Raw genomic sequence first — 19,277 nt, forward strand, 5'->3', positions numbered from 1 at the left:
GTAGATCTCGTCGACCTCGACATAGAGCGGGAAGGTCACGTCGTGGCGCAGCAGCTCGAAGCGCCGGTTGTCGAGGCAGGCCGCGAGGTTGGCCTTGCTGCCCGTGAAATAGTTGTCGACGCAGAGCACGTCGTGGCCCGCATCGAGCAGCCGCTCGCAAAGATGCGAGCCGAGGAACCCCGCACCGCCCGTGACCAGAATACGCTTGCCCATGATGCCTCTTGGAATCGCCTCCGACGTCGCGAGCGACACTAGGCGATCAAGCTCCGGGATTCACTTCAAAATCATTACAGGCACGGGCACACACGGTTTGCCGCCTTCCCCCTTCGCACGACTGTCGCTATCGTCTGAACGCGCCAGCGGCTGGGGAGATGGACATGTTCGAACTCGAGAAAGACGAACGGATTCGCGGCATCGATTCAAGTACGGCCGCCCTCTCGATGGCAATGGCACATGACTTCATCCTCGAGATTCTGCTCACGCGCGACATGCTGGAAACCGGCCATGACGAGGCGCGAAAACTCGCGCGTCTCGCCATCGAGCGTTGGGAGCGGCGATACGGCCAAGGCTCGAACTCGAGCGTCCTGCGCGAAGACGATCGCGACCGCCTTCACAGTTCCGGAAAGGCATTCGTCGACCGGCTGATGAGAAAGGCGCTGGCGCGATCCGATCATATCCGCGAGCAAATGGCCCAGGACGCAGACGACAAGCGTTGAGCCCCCGGCATAGCGAGGCGCTTCGATGGAAAGCTGTCTGACCTGTCAGGCTGCCGAAAGCAGCTTGCGCGCCACCTCGTTGAGATCGACGGTCCCCTGAATCTCGGTCAGCGCACCCGTTGACGGGTTTCCCGTCACCTTTGCAGTGCCGGACTCCGACAGGACTTTGTACAGGCCCGCCGCAAGCCGATCCGGACTCGCCTGCTGGCGCGCCCTCTTTTCCGGCTTGTCCTTGGCATCGTCCTGTTTGGCGCGCTTTTCCTTCTTCAGGGTCTTTGCAGCCTTGCGGATTGCAGTGGCCACGATCTTCTTTTCTTCTTCGGACGCGCCTTTCTGATAGAATTCCATCGCCTTTTTCGTAACGCGCGGGAACTTCGCTGCGTTGAACTGCGATTGCTCTTCGGCCATGGGTACACCTCCGTTGAAGCGATGGTTCGGACTCATCATAGATCGCATGGTATCTGGTTCAAAAGGACAAGTGCTGACCGGCAAACTCACAATGCGACTCCCCTCGCGGGCCGTCCGGCGTCAGCCGAATGACGGCGCCCCTGCATGAAGAAGGCGACATCCTCTCCGCTCATGTGGCCGGAGGCCTGGCAGCGCACGCCGGCGGCGAAGCGCCTCCCCTTCGCCGATGCGCGCAAGGGAATGCCCCTTCCCGCGGCCGTGAAGCGTCTGAAGCGGGTCCTCGAAGGGCTTGGCGCGGGACAGGTAATTGTATCGCTGAATGCCGAGCCGCGAAGGCTGCGCGAGGCCGTCACGCCCCAAGACCCGGGCGCCGCCGTCTATTTCTCGCTGGGATCGCAACACTATGTGCTGGCATGTGATCGCTGGCAGCGCGCCGGCGACAATGTCATTGCCCTCGCCCGCCATATTCGCACGGTGGCCGCATCCCTCGAGCATCTGGGGATCGGCTTGTTGGCACAAGCCTTCGCCGGGTATGCTGGTTCTCCCCCGCCTCCCGATGTATCCGGCACATCGCGGGGATGGCGTGTCGTCCTGCACATCCGCTCAAGCGAGGGTATTACCGTGGAACACATCAATGCGCGCTATCGCGCGCTCGCGAAGAAGCTGCATCCGGACCAGCCCACCGGCTCGCATGGGGCCATGACCGAACTCAACCTCGCGCGGGCCGCCGCCCTGCGCGAATTGCGGCGCTGACACCTGCTCCTTTCATGAACACGCCTCCCCCTTCGGATCGCGACCAGGATATGGCCGCACGGATGCAGGCTCGCGAGGAGCGCCGGGCACGGAAACGCCTGCAACGTGCCGCACGACAAGCCGCCATGAACCAGGCAGCCCATGCGCCAGCAGCCCCTGCCCCAGCGACTCCGGTCCCGATCGCCGTTCCCGCCGCGCCGCCACCCTCCCGGCGGGCGGCCCCGGTCCAACCAAAAGCTCCTTCCTCCTCGCCGATGGGCCCAATGGCGCGCCGTGTCGCAAGAACGGCCGGCAACACGATGATCAAGCAGATCATCAAGACCCTGATGCGAACACTGCTGCGTGGACGGTGATCTGGCGGACGGGCGATCGGATCCGGTCGAACGCCAGGGCACCGCGCCGATCACTTTTGAAATCGGTGGATCGCACGTCAGGCCGATGAAGAGTCGGCCATCAACTCCACAACCTCAAGCAACGGCATCTCGAAATTGGAGCGGCGTGGTCGTGTGTAGCGCCCCACCGCAATCTACCACTGCCGTGCACCAACCATAATGGAGGGCCAAAGGACCCCTCGAGCTCGGCCAACCTTGCATTCCCACGCCATCGTCCAGAGGCGACGACAACAGCCACCGCGGGGCCATATTTCTTCGCGATCTTCACCCCGCCCCAATCCGCTTCCCTATCGCACCATCAGGCGGCATAGAGTGGGCGTTTGAATGTGCGGAGCGGCAATGCGGCTCAAGTTCCTCCTGGCCTTCCTGGCGGTCGGGTACTTCCCGGCGGTTCATGCCCAAGATGCGGCCAGCCCGGCCATCACGGCCGATGACGCGGCAACGAAGCGGCAGGATGCCCGCCCGGGTGCTCAACGCCGAGCAAACCGAGCCGCCGCCGCCGAGCGTCCGGGCTGTACTCTTTCCGTAGCGCCTTACGTCGTTCTCAAGCCGGGGCAGCAGCAGGTCAGGGTGACTTGGACGACAAGGCACGCGACATCCGCGAGCATAGAAGGCATCGGGTCGGTATCGCTCGCCCCGCAGCAGAAGGTGCTGGATCATCCGGATCGCACCAAGATCTACGAGATGGAAGTCTCCGGCCCGAAGGGTACCGGGACCTGCCGTGTTGGCGTCGCCGTTCCCCAGAGGGTCGAACCTCTTCACTGGCCGCCGCTGGCGATGGCGGGCATGCCGGCCGACTACCTGGAACGGGCACGGGCGTCGGTCGCATTGGCGATCACGGGAGCCAAGCTGATAGACGACTACCGGTGGGTGGGCTACGCCACCGCATCGCTGCTCTTCGAGCAGGACATTGAAATCGTCAACGCGTACCTCGCCGGCCCCTGGGAGGCACCGCAGCATCCGGAGTTCGGGTTCGGCCTGTTTTCGATGGACACCGTGCGCCTCTACGGTCTTTTCAACGCGAGGTCCGGAACGTTCCCGGGCCGGCTGACATCCGCCGCACAGCGCCACATGGAAGCGGAGTTCCATAAGGTGGCGTTCCAGACCCGCTTCAATGACTATAGACATTCGAGCAGTCTCGAAGACCTTTGGACGTTTCGCGGGTCCGACAATCATATCTTCGCCTCGCGTTCTTCCTCCCTCCTCGCATCCCAGTTCCTGAAGAACAGCCCGGACTTCGCCGACCGGGCCTTCGAGGACGGCAGAAAGCCCGCCGAACACTACGAAGCCTGGCGCAAGTACTGGTCAAAGGTGTTGGACGAACGTGCCAAGCGCGGCATCTACATCGAAGTAGGCTCTCCTTCGTACGAGGACGAGACGCGCCAGGCGATCCAGAACATCCGGGACTTCGCCGAGGATCCGATCCTTCGGCAGAAAGCCGAGATGCTGCTTGACGTGACCTACGCGCTCATCGCCCAGGACAGCTTGCGGAACGGCGTCAGGGGCGGCGCCAAGAGCCGCGTCTATACCTTCAAGGACAAGTTCTTCTATGGGGGCGACGATCCGAACTACAATCTCATCTTTGGGCCGCCGGGCTCTCCGCCGGCTCGAACGGATCAGGCGACCAGCACATATTTTCCGCCACCCGTTGTCTTGAAGCTGGGCCGGGACGTCTTGGCGCGCGGCATCTATGAGAACGTCCAGAGGGTCCCGGGCGTCGGTGAGCGCAAGGCCAAGGTCAGCACATTGGCTGCGGAAAGAAGCGTCCTTCGTTATGGCTTCGTGACGCCATCTTACGTGATGGGGTCGTTCGTTCTCGACCCCGCGGCGACCTATGCCCCGATCAGCGGCCAGAACCGCTGGCAGGGGATCGTTTTCGAAGGGGATCGCGCGGCGCGCATCGCTCCTCGAATCGCCAGGATAACACGCAACGGAGCACTCGACCGGGAACAGCGGGTCATGGACGGCTTCGCCTCCCTGCAGGACCGCAATGTCCTGATCGTCCAGCGGTCGAAGGGTGTGGGCGGGTCCAACATGCGAGTCGAGGTTTACCTGTCGAGTACCTTCGACCGCGTGGACGAAGAAGAGGGCTGGATATTCGTCAGGGAGGGTACGGCTTTTGGCGCGGTTCGAGTGGTGGGAACCGCCCCCAAAGCCTATCAATGGCTCAACCCTGCGGAGAAGAACAAGAACTCGGACCCCAACAGGAATGTCGTGACGCTGCAGGATCCGGACTCGCCGGTCATCATCGTGGCGGGCGAAGCAAGCGACTACGCCAACGACTTCGCGAAATTCAAGGCGGCCCTGAAAGCCCAGAAGGTCGAGCATGATCGCCAGGGGCTCAGGTTCGCCGACCTGACGTTCTACGGACCGCAGAAGGTCGGAAGCCGAACGGGCCAGACCGTCGACCTGTCTCCGGCGCGCCTGTACGACTCGCCGTTCGTCCGGTCGGAATGGGAAAGCGGAAAGATCTTCATGCGCTTCGGCAACGACGCCGCAAGCTTCGATTTCAGCGACGCGACCAAACCCCGGAAGGACACTTCATCGGCCAACGGCTCTGATTTTCCGCCAGGCGTCGGCCGATCCAGGGCAATCGTCTTTCCGAAATGAGACAGCTAAGGATGCCCTCTCCGCCTCCGTCAATTTCGACGGCTGTCTCTCTTCCCGCAACTTTCCCTTTCCGGCTTGCAGGCGTAGAGTGACGTCTTATGGGGCACCCGATGTCGTGGACACATGATCGCTTCGCGTAAATACGGTTTCATTTTCATCAAGACGATGAAGACCGCCGGCACATCCATCGAGATGGCGATTGGGCCGCACTGCGGTCCGGAGGATATCCTTTCGCCCATCAACCCGAAGTTCGATCGTCAGAGGGTGGAAGCTGGGGTCTACCCGCGCAATTTCGCTCCCGAGGCTGTTGTGACGGCCTATGTCGATGCTTTGAAGCGGAACAAGCCGAAGGCGGCGCGCGAAGCCATGGCCCTCATCCGCAAGAAGGGCAACAGCGCCTCTTCACATGCGAGGGCGGTCAGTATCAAAGCCGTAGCCGGCGACCTTTGGGATACGGCCTTCAAATTCACGGCGGAGCGGCACCCTTATGAAAAGGCCGTGTCCCTCGCCTTCCACGTCAACCGACACGCCTCCCGCCGGGCCCGTGAATTTGGCGAGGCCCTGGAAACCGTCGTGCGCTCCGGGAAGCGCTACGTCGGCTACCCGTGGTACATCGTCGGAGGACAGGTCATCGTGGACGATTTCGTGAAGCACGAGACGATCCAGGCCGACATGCAGCGGATATGCGAACGAGTGGGCCTTCCTGCCATCGAGCTTCCTCGTGCCCGGGAACTCGAACGGGACAGAAAGCCGGCAAGAGAGATGCTGACAGCCGAGCAACGGCGCATTGTTCAAGAGACTTGCGCTCCGGAGTTCGAGCTTTTTGGCTGGGAGCGCTGACAGGCGTTTTTGACGGCAGGCTCCTCACCCTGCCAGCGGGTCGCGCTTCCAGATGCGGCGCCGACTGAAACGGTGTCGGCCCAGTCACGCCCTTTATGCAGGGTCGTCGAGCGATATTATCTGCTGGCAAATCCTCGCCACTTCTCGGTAGTTCTTCAGGTCCATGTAAGCCTGCGCGAGATGCGCATAGGGAGCAGCCTTCGTGTGCTCGATCGCGGCAATGCCGGACAGGAGCTTGCGAGCTCCCGGTCGATTCTGCATCCCGACCATGGCTCTGGCGGCCAGGCAAGTAGCCTCGACACGGGCGTTTCGCGGAAGTTTCCCGAAGCTTCTCACTTCGTCGAACAGCTGAACGGTCTCTTCCCAGCGCCGCTCATCAAAGGCAGTTCGCATCTGCTTCAGCAGGCCATCCAGTCGTTCGGATTCTGTCATCATGACGAACGCCTTCTCACTTTCCTCGATTAGTCCGCTCGCAGAACTTTAAGCTTTGCCACGACGCTCAAGCAAAACACTCCACGAACCCATATCATAGCAAAAATACCCTATTGGTGACTGCGACATCAAAGCTTGGACGCCCTACCCTGCCTGAGCCCAGCCACCCTTTGGCGATGATGTCGATGGATCAATCCGCAATCGGAATGGTTGACCGCCCACACTCGGACCACGCAGCCAGATGACCGTCCTTCATGTCTTCGGCATGGCGGCGTGAACGTCATACCAGCCTCCGCCGTACAAGATGCCTCTGCCCAGCCAAGCGTACAGCACCTGATCCGCCGTCAGCCACCGCCCCGAAAGGTCGTTGCCAAACGGGCCGGACGAATGCCGCATGAACTTATGCCCTACGACCAGACCGTCGGCGGTGGTGATCTTGCTGGGCTTGTCCCGCTTCCCGATCACCGAGCAGCGAACCAGCTTGAATCTCTGATACCCCATGCTCACCAACTTGCACACGACCTCGACCTGGTGCGCCTCGCATGAGATGTTGGAGGGAAGCACTCTGTGTCGATACAGATCCTCCAGAGCCAGCAAGTCCGCGCCCTCGATATCCAGTTTCACGAACTCGATGGAATCGGGCGATTCGAGAATCGATGTCAGCGGCAGCGATTTGCATTCAACCTCGCGCCATCCCGACATATCGGCGGGCTCGTGCAACGTACTGAGGACGCTCTTCTTGTCGTTTACGTAGAACTTGATCACCCCGGCTTCCGCCGCGATCGCTACGTTGTGAACCTGCAGTTGCCCGCTCGCAATTTGCTCGGCAAAACGCGTCTTGGCCGCCTCGCAGAGCGATGGGTTTGCTTCCACGGCAACGACACGGAATCCCTTCTTGAGATAGTACTCCGTGTCATCTCCGTTATGCATGCCGATATCGTAGATAACCTTCTGGTTCACCGTTTCCATAGAAACCTCTCCCATCTCAAACGCCCCCCAGCCGACACGCCTTGGCCATAGCACTCTGCATCATTCAGTACGGTTACTCGTTCAGAACCGCATTTGTGCCCTCGCTGTCTCGACAACTGGCGGCGTCCACTCGGAGCAGAACACCGTCCCCAGCTTCGGAGAAGCCGGACTGCCGGGCAATCCAAATCTCGGCCATGGCGACTTCCCCAATCAACGCTTTCAACGATCAAAGGCCGCTCCCGGGACACGGCCGTCGATCGTCACGACAATCAGCTCGACCAAGGCGTCGAGCCGACGCGCACAACGGTAGCGTCTCAGCGAGCTAACGGATCATAGCGCGGCCAAGGCTACACCCCTTCCAGGTGCAGCGCCGCTGTCCTTCTTCCTGCGGGCGGTCTTGGGGGAGACGCCCCACCAATTGATATCGACTCCGAGAGCCTTCTGGAGCGTCGCCCGAGACTCGTCATTCCTGGTAATTGGAAGCTCGACGAACTTCGGGTCATTGGCGAAGACAGTTCGGCACGCGTGATAGTGATTCTCCATCCAGATGCGCAGGTGCTCATCCTTCTTGCCATAGCCCGTCGGCAGGCCAACTATGTCGGCGTCGATAATGCACTGACGAAGGTCTGCCCAGCCATTGATGCTGGCGATATGGCCGGCGATATCCCTTGTATTCAGAATGAAACAACATTCCGGATGAAAGCGGCGAATGGTAAGCAATAGCGCAATGTCGAGATTCGGCCAGAAATTCAAACCCGATGCGGGACGGCAAATGTCGGCCTGGGCGATCACGTCGTAGGCCTTGAGATCCAACAGAGGATCTTCACCCGCGAGATACCTCTTGTAGATCATCTTGCCGCAGAATCCCTCGGGGACTCGCCAGTGGGCCGACTTAAGCCCACTTTTGATACAGGCTTCATGAATAGTGGTCGTGCCACACTTCGGAAACCCGACGACAAAACCCTTCATTATTTCACCTCTAGTGTTCTCGACGCAATAAAGATGCCACGCGTTGACACAGCCTTGCCGCGCCCCAGGAGCGGATCAGCGAATTTCGAGATCATTCAAGGCCGTCGCCAATGCCGGAAGGTTGACCTCGAACTGCTCCTTCCGAAAGCCGATACCCCCGGCGACGCGAACAAAATGGTGGCCGGCACCCGTGCTGATATTCTCGAAGAACCGGCGGCCGGGTTCGCAGTCTTCCGGGGCGATCTCGACAACCTTACACCCCGGAGGGGAGAATACGACGTTCGATAAGCCAGCTCCATGCGCACCGACAACGGCTTCACACTCGGCAAAAAGCCCAACCTGAGCCTCGAACGACAACTCCTCCAGAGCGACATCTTCGAACCCCCTGCCGCTCAGGAGAGCTACAACCTCCGCCTCATTGCTCGCCCTGCGCTGCGCCGCCAAACGCCGGGATATGTAGATGCGGCGCCCCCGATGACCCGCTCGCCCGCCGACGAAGCGCTCTCTGATCCAGTCGAAGACACCTGGCTCCAGCGCGGATCCAAACTTTCGGAATGATCTTGGAATAACGCTCAGCGCCCTGCAACGCACCGCACTCAAAGGCTTCACTTCTATGAGGCGATCCGGGGTGAGCTCCAGATACCGGGCAATATCCTTCTGGAAAGGATGCTGCATCTCCAATACCAGGAACGGCAGCGACTTGTTGGCGTGCGGACTTCGTTCCACGTAGTAGAGATTGAACATGTAGTCCACCAAGTGGTGGTAATAGTTCGAATAGCCACCCAGCAATATGCAAGGCCGTTCGACGCTGCACCAGGACCGAGGATAGTAGGCCACAGTAGGCTCGGCACGGCCTTTCTGAACCAGCCACTTCTTATGTGCGACTTCGGAATTGACGAGTATTCCCCTTCCCGGCGCGATCACATGCCAGCCGAGCGTCAGAACTCTCGCGTTCTCGATCTCGATCGGGCGCTGAGACAAGGGGGCGGCCGAGCGATGATAGATTCGATTGAGCCCAATCGGGCGAGTGGTTGCGGAGACGCGGAGGTCAGCGACGGTCATGAGCTGACGCGGTTCTAAAGGACTGAAACGGGACTAGCAAACCGCCCGTCATCGAAGCGTCCAATCCCCGGATGCAGCGACCGAAGGCTCCAGCGAAGCCGGCTCTCCTTCATCTTGCAGCATTTGTCCATAACAGCCTACGCTCCAGTCGACTTCAGAATGCCAAGATGGGGCGACGAAGACTATCACATCGGATTTGGGCCTCATCTCCCCAAGTTCAATTTTGGAATGCCTCGACTATGCTGTCCTTCCACTGCTTCAAGAGAAGGATCGTGCTATGCTTGGTATGACGAGCGATAAAATGCACGAATAATGCAATCCCCCGAAGCCATCCAATGTCTGTGATTTACTCCGAAATTCTGTCGTTGGGCGCGATCGTTCTCGTCCTGACGACTGCTGCTCTGATCGGGCTCTGGAGACGTCAGGATCCCCGGGGGTTCGAGCCTGTGAAGCCGCTGCTGCTTTCTCCGGCGGAACGTGAACTGCTCCTTGAGGAGAAGACCTCGACGATCCAAAAGGCCGTGGGTGCCAGGAAGGCCGCAAAGAAGGCGGTCCGGGCCAACCGTCGCGAGCTGCTGAAAAGCCGGCGTGCGGCTGAAACCACTGACCCGACGACGTGAGCGCATAGTCACGCCGCCTCGAATTCAAGCGGACCGCTTCAAGCCCTGAGCGGGCTGGGTCCGCCCCGCTCCCGCCGCCCCCGAGCTCGAGGGCGGCTCCGCAACAGGCCTTGACGGCCTGCATTGCCTTTATACCTTCAAGGTCCCGCTGCCGCTCAGATGAGCGATCAACTGCTCCACCGATTCCTCGACCGACTGCGCGCCGGTCTCGAGGCGGATCTCGGGATTCTCCGGTGCTTCATAGGCCGAACTGATCCCGGTGAAATTGGGAATCTGGCCCTTGCGAGCCTTGCGATACAGCCCCTTCGGATCCCGGGATTCGCAAACCTCGAGCGGCGTATCCACGAAGATCTCCACGAATTCGCCATGACCGATCAGTTCCCTGGCCATCCGGCGCTCGCTGCGGAACGGAGAGATGAAGGACACGATCACGATGAGCCCCGCATCGGCCATCAGCCGCGCCACCTCGGCGACCCTGCGTATGTTTTCCACGCGGTCCGCATCGGTGAATCCGAGATCGCGATTGAGGCCGTGCCGGACATTGTCGCCGTCCAGGATGTAGCTGTGACGCCCCAGGCTGAAGAGTCGCTTCTCGAGCGCGACCGCAATGGTGGACTTCCCCGACCCGGAGAGGCCCGTGAACCAGACCACGGCGGCTTTCTGCCCCTTCTGCAAAGCGCGGCTCTCGCGGCTGACGTCCAGCTCCTGCCAGTGAATGTTGGTGGCACGACGCAGGGGAAAGTCGAGCAGTCCCATGCCGACGGTCTGGTTGGTGACCCGGTCAATGAGAATGAAGCCGCCGAGTTCGCGGCTTTCAGCGTACGGCGCGAACGGAATGGCCTTCGCCAAGGAGAGATTGCAGACGCCGATCTCGTTCAAGGCAAGCGTCTTGCCGGCGGTATGCTCGAGCGTGTTGATGTTGATCTTGTGCTTGAGCGACGTCACCGTCACTTCGGTCGTGGTCGCCCCGACCTTGATCAGATAGGTGCGGCCCGGAAGCATCTCTTCGGGCGCCATCCAGAGCAGCCGCGCGACGATCTGGTCCGCGATCGGCACGGGATGCTGGTGGTCGCAGACCAGATCGCCGCGACTGACATCGATGTCCCGATCGAGGACGAGCGTGACGGCCTGTCCGGAAATCGCCGCCGGAAGGTTACCGTCCGCGGTGACGATCTGCGTTACAATCGCCTCCTGCTCCGACGGCAGGACCTTCACGCGGTCGTCCTGCCGGATCGTTCCGCTGACGATCGTGCCGGCATAGCCGCGAAAATCCGCATTCGGACGGTTCACCCACTGAACCGGCATCCGGAACGGCCGCTTCTCTTCCTGGGGAGCGAACTCGACCGTCTCCAGGTAGGGCAGCAACGCGGGGCCGTGATACCAGGGCATGTGCGGGCTGGGCGCGACGACATTGTCGCCGAGCAGCGCCGAAATGGGAATGCAGGCGACGTCTTCGATGCCCAGCTGCTTGGCGAATGCGATGTACTTCGCGGTATAGGCCGCGAAAACGGCCTGATCGTAACCCACGAGGTCCATCTTGTTGACGGCCAGCACCAGCTTCTTGATGCCGAGCATCGAACAGATGTAGGTGTGCCGCCGGGTCTGCGTCAGCAGCTCCCGGCTGCGATGGACGTCGCCCAGGATGATCGCCAGGTCGGCCGTCGACGCGCCGGTCGCCATGTTGCGCGTGTATTGCTCGTGACCCGGCGTGTCGGCGACGATGAACTTGCGCTTGTCGGTCGCAAAGAAGCGATAGGCCACATCGATGGTGATGCCCTGCTCGCGCTCCGCAGCCAGGCCGTCGACGAGAAGCGCGAAATCGAGTTCACCTCCCTGGGTGCCGACCTTCGCGCTCTCCGTCTTGAGGCTCGCCAACTGGTCCTCGAAGAGCATCTTGCCTTCGTAGAGAAGTCGGCCAATCAGGGTCGACTTGCCGTCGTCGACGCTTCCGCAGGTGATGAAGCGAAGAAGTTCCTTGTGCTCTTGCTGGCGCAGATATGCTTCCAGGCGCTCTTCCGAACCATCCATTAGAAATAGCCTTCCTGCTTCTTCTTCTCCATCGACCCTTCGCCATCGCGATCGATGACCCGTCCGTGCCTCTCCGAATGCTTGGCGCGGAACATCTCCTCGAGGATCGCCGGCAATGTGGTCGCCTCACTCTCGATGGCGCCGGTCAGCGGATAGCATCCGAGAGTGCGGAAGCGCACCAGCTTCATTTCAGGCTTCTCGCCCGGCTGCAGCGGCATCCGTTCATCATCGACCATGATCAGGTTTCCGTCGCGCTCTACGACCGGCCTGTCCTTGGCGAAATACAGGGGCACGATCGGGATCTTCTCCTGATGGATGTATTGCCAGATGTCGAGTTCCGTCCAGTTCGAGAGCGGGAAGACCCGGATGCTCTCTCCCTTGCGCTTGCGTGTATTGAAGAGATTCCACGGCTCGGGTCTCTGGTTCTTCGGGTCCCAGCGGTGGTGCTCGCTGCGGAAAGAGAAGACCCGTTCCTTGGCGCGCGACTTCTCTTCGTCGCGGCGCGCACCGCCGAATGCCGCATCGAAGCCGTGCAAATCGAGGGCCTGCTTCAATCCCTGCGTCTTCATGACATCGGTATGGATCGCCGATCCATGCGTGAAGGGATTTATGCCCCGCTCGACCCCTTCGGGATTTATGTGGACGATGAGCTTCAGCCCCAGTTCGGCCGTAATGCGGTCGCGGAACGCGATCATTTCCCGGAACTTCCAGGTGGTATCGATGTGCATCACGGGAAAGGGCGGCTTGGCCGGATAGAATGCCTTCATCGCGAGATGAAGCATCACAGACGAGTCCTTGCCGATCGAGTAAAGCATGACGGGATTTTCGCACTCCGCCACGACCTCGCGCATGATGTAGATGCTTTCAGCCTCCAGGCGCTGAAGGTGACTTAGACGATCGGTAACAGTGAGCAAATTTCCGTTCCTCTGCTTGGAGACATTTCGGGGCGCCTCGCACTTCGTTTGCTCGACGGCGGCACGCAGCATTCTGCTACTCGCCATCCGATGAAGGCCTTCCCCGCGTGACCTCTGGTGAAATTTTGGATGCGTGCATTCGCTGGTGCCCATAGAATACCGGCTAGCCCAAGCGAATCCAAGAACCCCCCTTCTTTACGGCGCCAGTTGACGATTAATTTATACTCCGTCTCGAAGGTGATCGGACATAGGCGCTTTCAGCGCACGATTGCCCGGGACGTGACGTGGACGATCGAGCCCCGCTCGAAGTACGTCATTCTCAGCCATCAGCAGGCTGCCCTGTCGGTTTTCGTGAATATCATCGCGGGCCTTTCGATACCAAGCGAAGGATGGGTCAAACCCGAAGGCAAGATCTCGCCGCCGGGAGGATTTCTCAGATATTCCAAGGGCGGAACGCCGCCAGAGCTCATTAAGCTTCTCGCGCCTCTTTATCGATTCGACGCCGAACAGGTCATCGATTTCGTAGCGGCCACCGTTCAGTATGATCGCCTGCTCCGCACGCCGACGGGCCAGCTTCCCATCGCACTCAGGCGCGAACTGAACCTGGCTCTAACCTTTGCCATCCCTTGCGATCATTACTTCTTCGTAGGTATGCCCACCGGCGGCCGCTCCCAGTTTCGCAAGCTCTGTCAACAGGCACTGGCCCGCCGAAGCGAAGAAGCGGCCGTGGTGGTCGGAGCTGGCTCAGATCGAGTCGCCAGGTCACTGGGGCCGGATGCCAAGGCTGCCATTCTATACCGTGGCAACTTCACGCTTTATCAGCGGCTGGATGACGCTCTCGCGGTATTCGAACGACTGGAGCCAGAATCGGCTATCCCGAACGAAGCGCTGGAGGATGAGAACTACGAGGACGACGTAGATCTCGTTATCTGAAAACTGCGCCTCCCCTGCTCAGACGACGCGAGGGAGTCATCAGGGGTTCTCAATCCCACTCCAACGGCACAGCTTGCGTCACCTTCTCCCCGGCACGCCGGCCGGGACACCGCCCCGGCCTCGAAGTGCTTGCCAGCGCCTCAGCCGTAGATAATCAGCTCTGCGACGAAGCAGCCTGCGCCTCGGATGCGGCCGCCGCTTGCTTCGCCTTTTTCCCCTTCTTCTTTCCCACCTTCTCGGTATTCACAGCACGAAGACCGCGTCCCAAGGGGGCCATTCGTTTCAACGCAGCACTCAACGTGCGGGCCTTCATCATACCGCCCAGAACCGACTTGAGTTCGCCGTTGATGGCCTCCAACTTGGCCTTGCCTGCGTCCGTGACCTTAATCACTTTCCCGGCCTTGGCCCCTTGGGACTCCGCCTCGGTTGTTTGCCCGACCGAAATCAGTCCGCTCTGCGTGAGCGAACCGGTGATTTGTGAAACGCGCTGAACCGGAACGCCGAGATTCCGACTCATCAACTTGATGGTCGCGCCCTCCTGCCTCGCCAACATGCCCAGCGCCACCCACTCGCCAAGCCCCAGGCCGGCTTCTCTCAGGGGCTTCAGTTGACCAAAACCGACCAGCAGTCGGCTCATGCTGGCAACCAGGCGACCGAAGTCATCGACGTTGATCTCTTCCGCGGGAGCTGCGGCGGCAGCCTTCTCGGCAGGCGCCGCGTCCGCGTTCTGCCCGCCAGGATTCGCCACTGCCTCGGGCTTGTCCTTGCTTTCCTTCTTTATAGCCATAAAGGTCCCTCCAATCGCCCAAACTCGCATACAGATACTAAAGCCGCTTGTCCATATTGGTCAATCTCCCGTCTCGCCGGGCGACCAGACTACTGCGCTTCCCGCCGCCGCTTCCGGCGTCCAGCTGCGGCATCGGCGTCGGCCTGCCGATGCTTCATCTTGCGCTTCGCCTGCGACCCACCCGCATCAATCTCGCCAAGCTGACGCTGCCTCTTCCGCTTCGCGCCCGGGGCTCCGACGCCCATCGCAATGTCGACAAGCTGATGAGCAATCTCGCGATTTTCAGACTCCGCGGCAGGTTCCGCGACCAGGCGTCTCGCCCTGCGCTCCTTTCGCCGCTTCACGAGCGATGGCGATTGCACCTCTCCGCCACCCGGTCTGCCCGCACCTTCACCGGCCGGTTCCACCTGGTGAGTCGCGGGTGGCAACTCGGAAATCGCGGAGGCTTCACCAACATCCACACCTCCGGTCTTTTCGTCGCGCCGGCGTGCAATTGCCTGCTTCAAGGCCAGTTCGTGTGCGGGCGCACCGCGCTTCTCGGATGGAGGCGAGGTCTGCACTCCCAATCCTATCAGATAGCGAAAGAGCTTCTTCATCCTTTGCCCGGGAGCTCAATGCAGTTCGAAGGCAGACAGGCGTCGTACATCGACTGGATCCGCAACATCAGAGGCACCGCTCGCAGCCTCTTGCACAATAGACAAGGGACTTTACAATAACCCCGCACCGGACGCAATTGGAGGCGGAGTGGAATGAGAATGGATTCATGTCATGCGAGCGGCTGACGCGCAGGCGTCCCATGACCCGATCGACATTCTAGACCTGGCAACGCTGGTGGTGGCCGCAAGCCGGCTGATCGGCGGTTTGGCGAGCCTTCCTCTGTTCAAGAACGCCCGCGTAAGCCTGACCGAATGGCTGGCCTTGTCGGTCCTCGCCGACAAGGAGGGTGTGAGCAACAAAATCCTCGCACGGAGCCTGGGTGTAACCGGACAGCGCGCAAACCAGCTGTGCACATCGTTGAGCGAAGCCAAGCTGATATCGATCACTCACGCCGAGGACGACAGCCGAAGGAACGTGATTCGCATCACGGACAGCGGAAAGAAGCAGCTCGGAAGTCTCAACACCCAGTTGCAGGGGCTTTTTACAGAGGCCTTGCGGGGGAAACGACGCCCCCTGACAATGGCAAGCAAGCAGATGCGCCTCATGCTGAGAATCGTCCAGGATGGGACTCCGGAGTTGGCGGCCAAGCGAACCAAGAGAAGAGAAAAGAAGAAGGCGGAAATGGATAGGCCAGACGATGCACTCAGCAAGGAATGAACTGGCTGGGAGCGCCGTGTGCCAGCGAAATGCGGGCGGGTATTCTCCAAAGTTGACGAACGTGAGGACATGCTGTTGTGTATTTTTGTTCTCGGTAGGTTTCGAAATGGGAGGGCCGTGTGAGTCCCAGTGACACATTGCCGGCTGACGTCTTGTCTCTGTCGAATTCCGCGAGAAACAAAGTCGGCGTCTTCGAAGTTCAGAAGGGGGTCTTCCTCGAGGTATTGGAGACCCAGAAGTTCAAGACACATCGGCATTTTCGCGCTTCCTTGCCGGAATCGAAAGGGATCGAGCCGGGCTTCGACTCGGGGCCGGTGTACGTCGTCTACGCCGAGGACACTCACGTCGACATCCAGGCGGGTCTCACGTTGATCGACGGCAATCCGGTGCGGGAAACCGCCGTCGTGCCGAAGCTCGTGACGACCTATCAACGTGCGTCCGCAGAGGATTTGGCGGCAGCGCCGTTGATCGACGACGGACGCATCGTCCTGCCGCTAGCTTCCCAGCGTATGGGCAACTATTGCCGTTGGTGGCTCGACAGCGTCGCCAAAATGTTCGTCTGCGGACGGTCAACCGTGCTCCGCGACAACCTGCGGGGAAGCAATCTGGATGTCGTGATTCCCGAACTGGGAACCCAGTTTCAGAAGCAGGTCGTCGACCTCTTCACCTGGCAGCCGTTCGTTGCCGACCACAGCAATCGCTTCCTGCGCGGCCGCTCGGTCAATTCCTCTGGCCTCACCTTTGGCGGCGGCCAGCGCATCGCCGGATTGGTTCGGGAAATGGCTTCCTTCCTCGACAATCTGATCATCCCTCCGGAACATCGAACGCGCGACAGGTCCGGCGAACTCCTCTATGTCTCCCGCAACGAATCCTCCATGCGCCGTATTCTGAACGAGAACGACCTTCTGCCGGGGCTCAGGGACATGGGGTTCCGCATAATTTCGCCAGGAAAGCTCTCACTCACCGAACAGATCGAGGCCTTCCGCAACGCAAGGATCGTCCTTGCCGCCCATGGAGCGGGCCTCACGAACATCATTTTCTGTCGCCCGAATACGACTTTGATCGAGATATTTCCGGAAGGCGGCGTGCATGGCTCGGCGTTTCTGCGCATCGCGAGCCAACTCAACTTCAACTACTACTACGCCGTCGGGCAGAAAGTTGAGAACAGGCAGTCGAAGAAGAACCCGAACAATTCCGATCTGATCCTCGACAAGTCGTCATTTCTCTCGTTTGTGCGCCGCGCCGTCGACGCCGATCTGAAGTAATGAATGGCCAAGACTACGACACGACAGGTGCGCAAATGACGCAACAGGAACAGGTCGGCGAAGGGCAAGTCCGTACAGATTCCCCGACAAAGACTTCGGTCCTGCCTCCGCTCTTTGTCCATATCGGGCGTGGCAAGTCAGGTTCGTCGACGATCCAGAGCCTTGCCAGCGACTACGTCGAATTCATGAACGCGATGGGGGTTGCCTGCCCTCTCACCGTGCACGGCCTCGCGAATCACTCGCGGTTGGCGGCGGCCCTGCAGACTCCCAAGAGCGACCCGGAAACGATCGAAAAGCTGCGCAAGGATGTTCGTCGAAACAAACGAAAGAAGGTCTTCATTTCCGCCGAGGCGCTGTTCTCGCTGACGACGGACGGCATGGCTCAGTTGAAGCGCCACGCCGGAGGTCGAAAGATTCATCTCCTTTGCTATATCCGCGACTACCCAAGCTGGCTCCAGTCGATCTATGGCCAACGCACCAAGCGGGCGGCCAACATCGAGAATTTCGACGTCTACTACACCGCGATGCGGAAGAGCATATCCGCTCTACCGCGCATAGAGCGCTGGGCGGAAGTATTCGGATGGAAGGCAATGCACGTTCGGCCCCTGCTTCCCGAAGCTCTCCATGACGGAGATCTCATCTGCGATGTCCTGCACGCACTCGGACTGAACGCCATCTCTCCCGATGTCGAGACGCTCAACGTCTCGCCACACTGGATGAGTCTCGAATTGCAGCGTGCCGTTGCGCGGGCCGCCAGGTCGGCGTCAGTGGCCTTTGACCTGCGCTCAGCAAAATTGACCCGACAGCTTTTCGAGAAGTGCACGGAGGGCGTCGAGCCTCGCCGGGTGCAGTATCTCACCCGTGAGCAATGGCTCGACCTCGCCGAACTGTACCGGTTGGACATGGAGGCTCTTGGCCGGCACATGGGCCAGCTGTTCCCCGTTAATCTGACGCCGCCCCCCGAGAGGCCCTTCCTACCCGACTTTTCGGCTGTCCCTGACAAGGTGAAGCGCGACGTGTTGGAAAGTCTGGATCAGGGCTTGTACCAGTCGCGGCTCGACCCAGCCCTGGTCGACGTGCTGCGGAAGGCACTCGGTTAAGGGAGTCGTCCGTCAACCGCCGGCACATCGCGCGATTGCCTGCGGATGGCACGGGACAGCGGCTCACCCTGCGTCCGAGCCCAAAGGTGGCGGTAACGGCGGGCCCGCGTGAGCCCGGCGGAGCTCAATCGGCGCAATCGCGAAGAGGCCTGCCCGCTGATCCGGCCCGGTCCGCCAGCGATATTCGCCGCGAGATCTTCGACAGCTACAGCAGGACACGCCCTACGACGGTGTCAGCTCACGAAACGTCATGGCTCATGAGGAACGAGCGACGCGCCCAGCGTCCAATATCTTGGCGACCGCCGACTATCTGAATCGTCCCAGCGTCCTGATCGATCCGCGGTCAATGACCATGCCCAGAAACAAGCAAACCAGGACCCATGTAATCAGGTAGCCTTCGTCCAATGAGTTGTGGGGATAGCGCTCCCAGACGCCGAGACGAAACCACTCGACTGCATGCGACAGCGGATTGAGTATTGAGTAATACCGAAGGTGGGGGGCTTGAAGATCGACGATCTGCAGGATGCCTGACAGGAACACCAACCCTCTGGTCGCAAGCGAGTAGAAGAGGTTCCAAAATGGAACGTAGCGACTGATGGCCGTGTTCAGCATGCCCACGCCCATGGCCAGCATGATAAGCAGGAAAATCGGCACCGCACACACGGAAATGGAGATATTGCTTATTTCCCGGATGTCCGACAGCCACCACATGCCAAGAAAGAGCGCCACCATCATGGTAATCCAAATGGTGGAATTGACCAGAAGACTGGCGATGTAGGCATCCAAGGCGGACATCCCAGGCAACCGCTTGTCTGGACCGGTGCCGGCATTCCGAGTCCCGCTCGAGAGGCGTAAAAACATGAAGTAGGGAATGAACCCAGTTGCATAGAACAGGAACAGCGATGAGCCGTAGTTCGGCGTGTTCATCTTGAGCAGGCCGCGAATGGCATAAATCATCGACACGGCGACAAGCGGTTCGGCCAGCGCCCAAACCAGTCCCAGACTGTTTTTCCGGCTGAGGCCGAGGAAGATCTGACACATCGCCAGCCAGATCACGCGTCGCCACGCGGAGAGCGCCACGAACCAGTTGGAAATACCCAACCACAAACTGCTGGCCTGACCGATCATTTGAATCTCACCGCAATACTCGCGTAACCTCCCCCGC

General features: G+C 60.3%; 20 protein-coding genes. 9 read left to right on the top strand and 11 right to left on the bottom strand.

The window, feature by feature from the left end; translation table 11 throughout:
- On the bottom strand, positions 1 to 213 hold a 213-nt coding region (locus Q7V45_RS00245), incomplete at its 3' end, for an NAD-dependent epimerase/dehydratase family protein (protein ID WP_304845097.1).
- Between the two features lie 164 nt (positions 214 to 377).
- Here Q7V45_RS00245 and Q7V45_RS00250 point away from each other — a divergent pair.
- Complete coding sequence (locus Q7V45_RS00250; RefSeq protein WP_304845100.1) at positions 378 to 716, top strand: hypothetical protein; 339 nt, start codon at positions 378 to 380, stop codon at positions 714 to 716.
- Between the two features lie 45 nt (positions 717 to 761).
- Here the strand turns inward: Q7V45_RS00250 and Q7V45_RS00255 are convergent, their stop codons facing one another.
- Positions 762 to 1,124 carry a hypothetical protein gene (locus Q7V45_RS00255; RefSeq protein ID WP_304845103.1) on the bottom strand — a complete coding sequence of 121 codons (363 nt, stop codon included), beginning with the start codon at positions 1,122 to 1,124 and terminating at the stop codon, positions 762 to 764.
- Positions 1,125 to 1,268: 144 nt separating this feature from the next.
- Here Q7V45_RS00255 and Q7V45_RS00260 point away from each other — a divergent pair, with 144 nt between their 5' ends.
- From Q7V45_RS00260 to Q7V45_RS00270, 3 genes are all read left to right on the top strand, one after another.
- Entirely contained in the window at positions 1,269 to 1,877 is a 609-nt protein-coding gene (locus tag Q7V45_RS00260) for a J domain-containing protein (protein ID WP_304845106.1), read from the top strand.
- A 731-nt stretch (positions 1,878 to 2,608) separates the two neighbouring features.
- Positions 2,609 to 4,879, top strand: coding sequence for a hypothetical protein (locus Q7V45_RS00265; protein ID WP_304845109.1), 2,271 nt, complete (start codon positions 2,609 to 2,611; stop codon positions 4,877 to 4,879).
- A gap of 123 nt (positions 4,880 to 5,002) precedes the next feature.
- Positions 5,003 to 5,719 carry a hypothetical protein gene (locus tag Q7V45_RS00270; protein WP_304845112.1) on the top strand — a complete coding sequence of 239 codons (717 nt, stop codon included), beginning with the start codon at positions 5,003 to 5,005 and terminating at the stop codon, positions 5,717 to 5,719.
- Positions 5,720 to 5,812: 93 nt separating this feature from the next.
- On the opposite strand, the gene Q7V45_RS00275 is transcribed toward Q7V45_RS00270, so the two are convergent.
- The 4 genes from Q7V45_RS00275 to Q7V45_RS00290 all read right to left on the bottom strand — a co-directional run bounded on the left by Q7V45_RS00275 (position 5,813) and on the right by Q7V45_RS00290 (position 9,151).
- Positions 5,813 to 6,154, bottom strand: coding sequence for a hypothetical protein (locus Q7V45_RS00275; RefSeq protein ID WP_304845115.1), 342 nt, complete (start codon positions 6,152 to 6,154; stop codon positions 5,813 to 5,815).
- 249 nt (positions 6,155 to 6,403) lie between these two features.
- A complete protein-coding gene (locus tag Q7V45_RS00280; RefSeq protein WP_304845118.1) occupies positions 6,404 to 7,120 on the bottom strand; it encodes an FkbM family methyltransferase in 717 nt (238 codons plus the stop codon).
- A gap of 330 nt (positions 7,121 to 7,450) precedes the next feature.
- The gene (locus Q7V45_RS00285; protein WP_304845121.1) at positions 7,451 to 8,089 is read right to left on the bottom strand and encodes a hypothetical protein; all 639 of its coding nucleotides are present in this window, start codon (positions 8,087 to 8,089) and stop codon (positions 7,451 to 7,453) included.
- A gap of 75 nt (positions 8,090 to 8,164) precedes the next feature.
- Positions 8,165 to 9,151: a DUF563 domain-containing protein gene (locus tag Q7V45_RS00290; RefSeq protein ID WP_304845124.1), complete on the bottom strand. Its 987-nt coding sequence runs from the start codon at positions 9,149 to 9,151 to the stop codon at positions 8,165 to 8,167.
- A gap of 335 nt (positions 9,152 to 9,486) precedes the next feature.
- Between Q7V45_RS00290 and Q7V45_RS00295 the strand changes: the two genes are divergently transcribed.
- Complete coding sequence (locus Q7V45_RS00295) at positions 9,487 to 9,771, top strand: hypothetical protein (RefSeq protein WP_304845127.1); 285 nt, start codon at positions 9,487 to 9,489, stop codon at positions 9,769 to 9,771.
- Positions 9,772 to 9,900: 129 nt separating this feature from the next.
- On the opposite strand, the gene cysN is transcribed toward Q7V45_RS00295, so the two are convergent.
- Positions 9,901 to 11,799, bottom strand: coding sequence for a sulfate adenylyltransferase subunit CysN (gene cysN, locus Q7V45_RS00300; protein ID WP_304845130.1), 1,899 nt, complete (start codon positions 11,797 to 11,799; stop codon positions 9,901 to 9,903).
- Positions 11,799 to 12,713 carry a sulfate adenylyltransferase subunit CysD gene (gene cysD / locus Q7V45_RS00305; protein WP_304845133.1) on the bottom strand — a complete coding sequence of 305 codons (915 nt, stop codon included), beginning with the start codon at positions 12,711 to 12,713 and terminating at the stop codon, positions 11,799 to 11,801. Before cysD ends, cysN begins: the two co-directional genes overlap by 1 nt.
- Positions 12,714 to 12,992: 279 nt before the next feature.
- Between cysD and Q7V45_RS00310 the strand changes: the two genes are divergently transcribed.
- On the top strand, positions 12,993 to 13,646 hold the full coding sequence (locus tag Q7V45_RS00310; protein WP_304845136.1) for a hypothetical protein: 654 nt from the start codon (positions 12,993 to 12,995) through the stop codon (positions 13,644 to 13,646).
- A 154-nt stretch (positions 13,647 to 13,800) separates the two neighbouring features.
- On the opposite strand, the gene Q7V45_RS00315 is transcribed toward Q7V45_RS00310, so the two are convergent.
- Positions 13,801 to 14,433 carry a MarR family winged helix-turn-helix transcriptional regulator gene (locus tag Q7V45_RS00315; protein ID WP_304845139.1) on the bottom strand — a complete coding sequence of 211 codons (633 nt, stop codon included), beginning with the start codon at positions 14,431 to 14,433 and terminating at the stop codon, positions 13,801 to 13,803.
- An 89-nt stretch (positions 14,434 to 14,522) separates the two neighbouring features.
- Complete coding sequence (locus tag Q7V45_RS00320) at positions 14,523 to 15,029, bottom strand: hypothetical protein (RefSeq protein WP_304845142.1); 507 nt, start codon at positions 15,027 to 15,029, stop codon at positions 14,523 to 14,525.
- A 172-nt stretch (positions 15,030 to 15,201) separates the two neighbouring features.
- On the opposite strand from Q7V45_RS00320, the gene Q7V45_RS00325 reads away from it, so the two are divergent.
- The 3 genes from Q7V45_RS00325 (at position 15,202) to Q7V45_RS00335 (ending at position 18,112) form a co-directional block, all read left to right on the top strand.
- On the top strand, positions 15,202 to 15,747 hold the full coding sequence (locus Q7V45_RS00325) for a MarR family winged helix-turn-helix transcriptional regulator (protein WP_304845144.1): 546 nt from the start codon (positions 15,202 to 15,204) through the stop codon (positions 15,745 to 15,747).
- A gap of 119 nt (positions 15,748 to 15,866) precedes the next feature.
- On the top strand, positions 15,867 to 17,012 hold the full coding sequence (locus Q7V45_RS00330; RefSeq protein ID WP_304845147.1) for a DUF563 domain-containing protein: 1,146 nt from the start codon (positions 15,867 to 15,869) through the stop codon (positions 17,010 to 17,012).
- A 35-nt stretch (positions 17,013 to 17,047) separates the two neighbouring features.
- Positions 17,048 to 18,112 carry a hypothetical protein gene (locus tag Q7V45_RS00335; protein WP_304845150.1) on the top strand — a complete coding sequence of 355 codons (1,065 nt, stop codon included), beginning with the start codon at positions 17,048 to 17,050 and terminating at the stop codon, positions 18,110 to 18,112.
- Between the two features lie 306 nt (positions 18,113 to 18,418).
- Here Q7V45_RS00335 and Q7V45_RS00340 read toward each other — a convergent pair whose 3' ends face one another.
- Positions 18,419 to 19,240 carry an ABC transporter permease gene (locus Q7V45_RS00340; protein WP_304845154.1) on the bottom strand — a complete coding sequence of 274 codons (822 nt, stop codon included), beginning with the start codon at positions 19,238 to 19,240 and terminating at the stop codon, positions 18,419 to 18,421.
- Positions 19,241 to 19,277 lie beyond the last annotated feature (37 nt).

Source organism: Reyranella sp., assembly GCF_030651995.1.
Taxonomy (GTDB): domain Bacteria; phylum Pseudomonadota; class Alphaproteobacteria; order Reyranellales; family Reyranellaceae; genus Reyranella.

Excerpts from the sequence above, each read along its gene's own strand:
- Q7V45_RS00280 (WP_304845118.1), bottom strand. The coding sequence starts at position 7,120 with ATGGAAACGGTGAACCAGAAGGTTATCTACGATATCGGCATGCATAAC.
- Q7V45_RS00275 (WP_304845115.1), bottom strand. The coding sequence starts at position 6,154 with ATGATGACAGAATCCGAACGACTGGATGGCCTGCTGAAGCAGATGCGA.
- Q7V45_RS00315 (WP_304845139.1), bottom strand. The coding sequence starts at position 14,433 with ATGGCTATAAAGAAGGAAAGCAAGGACAAGCCCGAGGCAGTGGCGAAT.
- Q7V45_RS00295 (WP_304845127.1), top strand. The coding sequence starts at position 9,487 with ATGTCTGTGATTTACTCCGAAATTCTGTCGTTGGGCGCGATCGTTCTC.
- Q7V45_RS00285 (WP_304845121.1), bottom strand. The coding sequence starts at position 8,089 with ATGAAGGGTTTTGTCGTCGGGTTTCCGAAGTGTGGCACGACCACTATT.
- Q7V45_RS00260 (WP_304845106.1), top strand. The coding sequence starts at position 1,269 with ATGAAGAAGGCGACATCCTCTCCGCTCATGTGGCCGGAGGCCTGGCAG.
- Q7V45_RS00340 (WP_304845154.1), bottom strand. The coding sequence starts at position 19,240 with ATGATCGGTCAGGCCAGCAGTTTGTGGTTGGGTATTTCCAACTGGTTC.
- Q7V45_RS00270 (WP_304845112.1), top strand. The coding sequence starts at position 5,003 with ATGATCGCTTCGCGTAAATACGGTTTCATTTTCATCAAGACGATGAAG.
- Q7V45_RS00250 (WP_304845100.1), top strand. The coding sequence starts at position 378 with ATGTTCGAACTCGAGAAAGACGAACGGATTCGCGGCATCGATTCAAGT.
- cysN (WP_304845130.1), bottom strand. The coding sequence starts at position 11,799 with ATGGATGGTTCGGAAGAGCGCCTGGAAGCATATCTGCGCCAGCAAGAG.
- Q7V45_RS00325 (WP_304845144.1), top strand. The coding sequence starts at position 15,202 with ATGCGAGCGGCTGACGCGCAGGCGTCCCATGACCCGATCGACATTCTA.
- Q7V45_RS00265 (WP_304845109.1), top strand. The coding sequence starts at position 2,609 with ATGCGGCTCAAGTTCCTCCTGGCCTTCCTGGCGGTCGGGTACTTCCCG.
- Q7V45_RS00335 (WP_304845150.1), top strand. The coding sequence starts at position 17,048 with ATGACGCAACAGGAACAGGTCGGCGAAGGGCAAGTCCGTACAGATTCC.
- Q7V45_RS00290 (WP_304845124.1), bottom strand. The coding sequence starts at position 9,151 with ATGACCGTCGCTGACCTCCGCGTCTCCGCAACCACTCGCCCGATTGGG.
- Q7V45_RS00320 (WP_304845142.1), bottom strand. The coding sequence starts at position 15,029 with ATGAAGAAGCTCTTTCGCTATCTGATAGGATTGGGAGTGCAGACCTCG.
- Q7V45_RS00255 (WP_304845103.1), bottom strand. The coding sequence starts at position 1,124 with ATGGCCGAAGAGCAATCGCAGTTCAACGCAGCGAAGTTCCCGCGCGTT.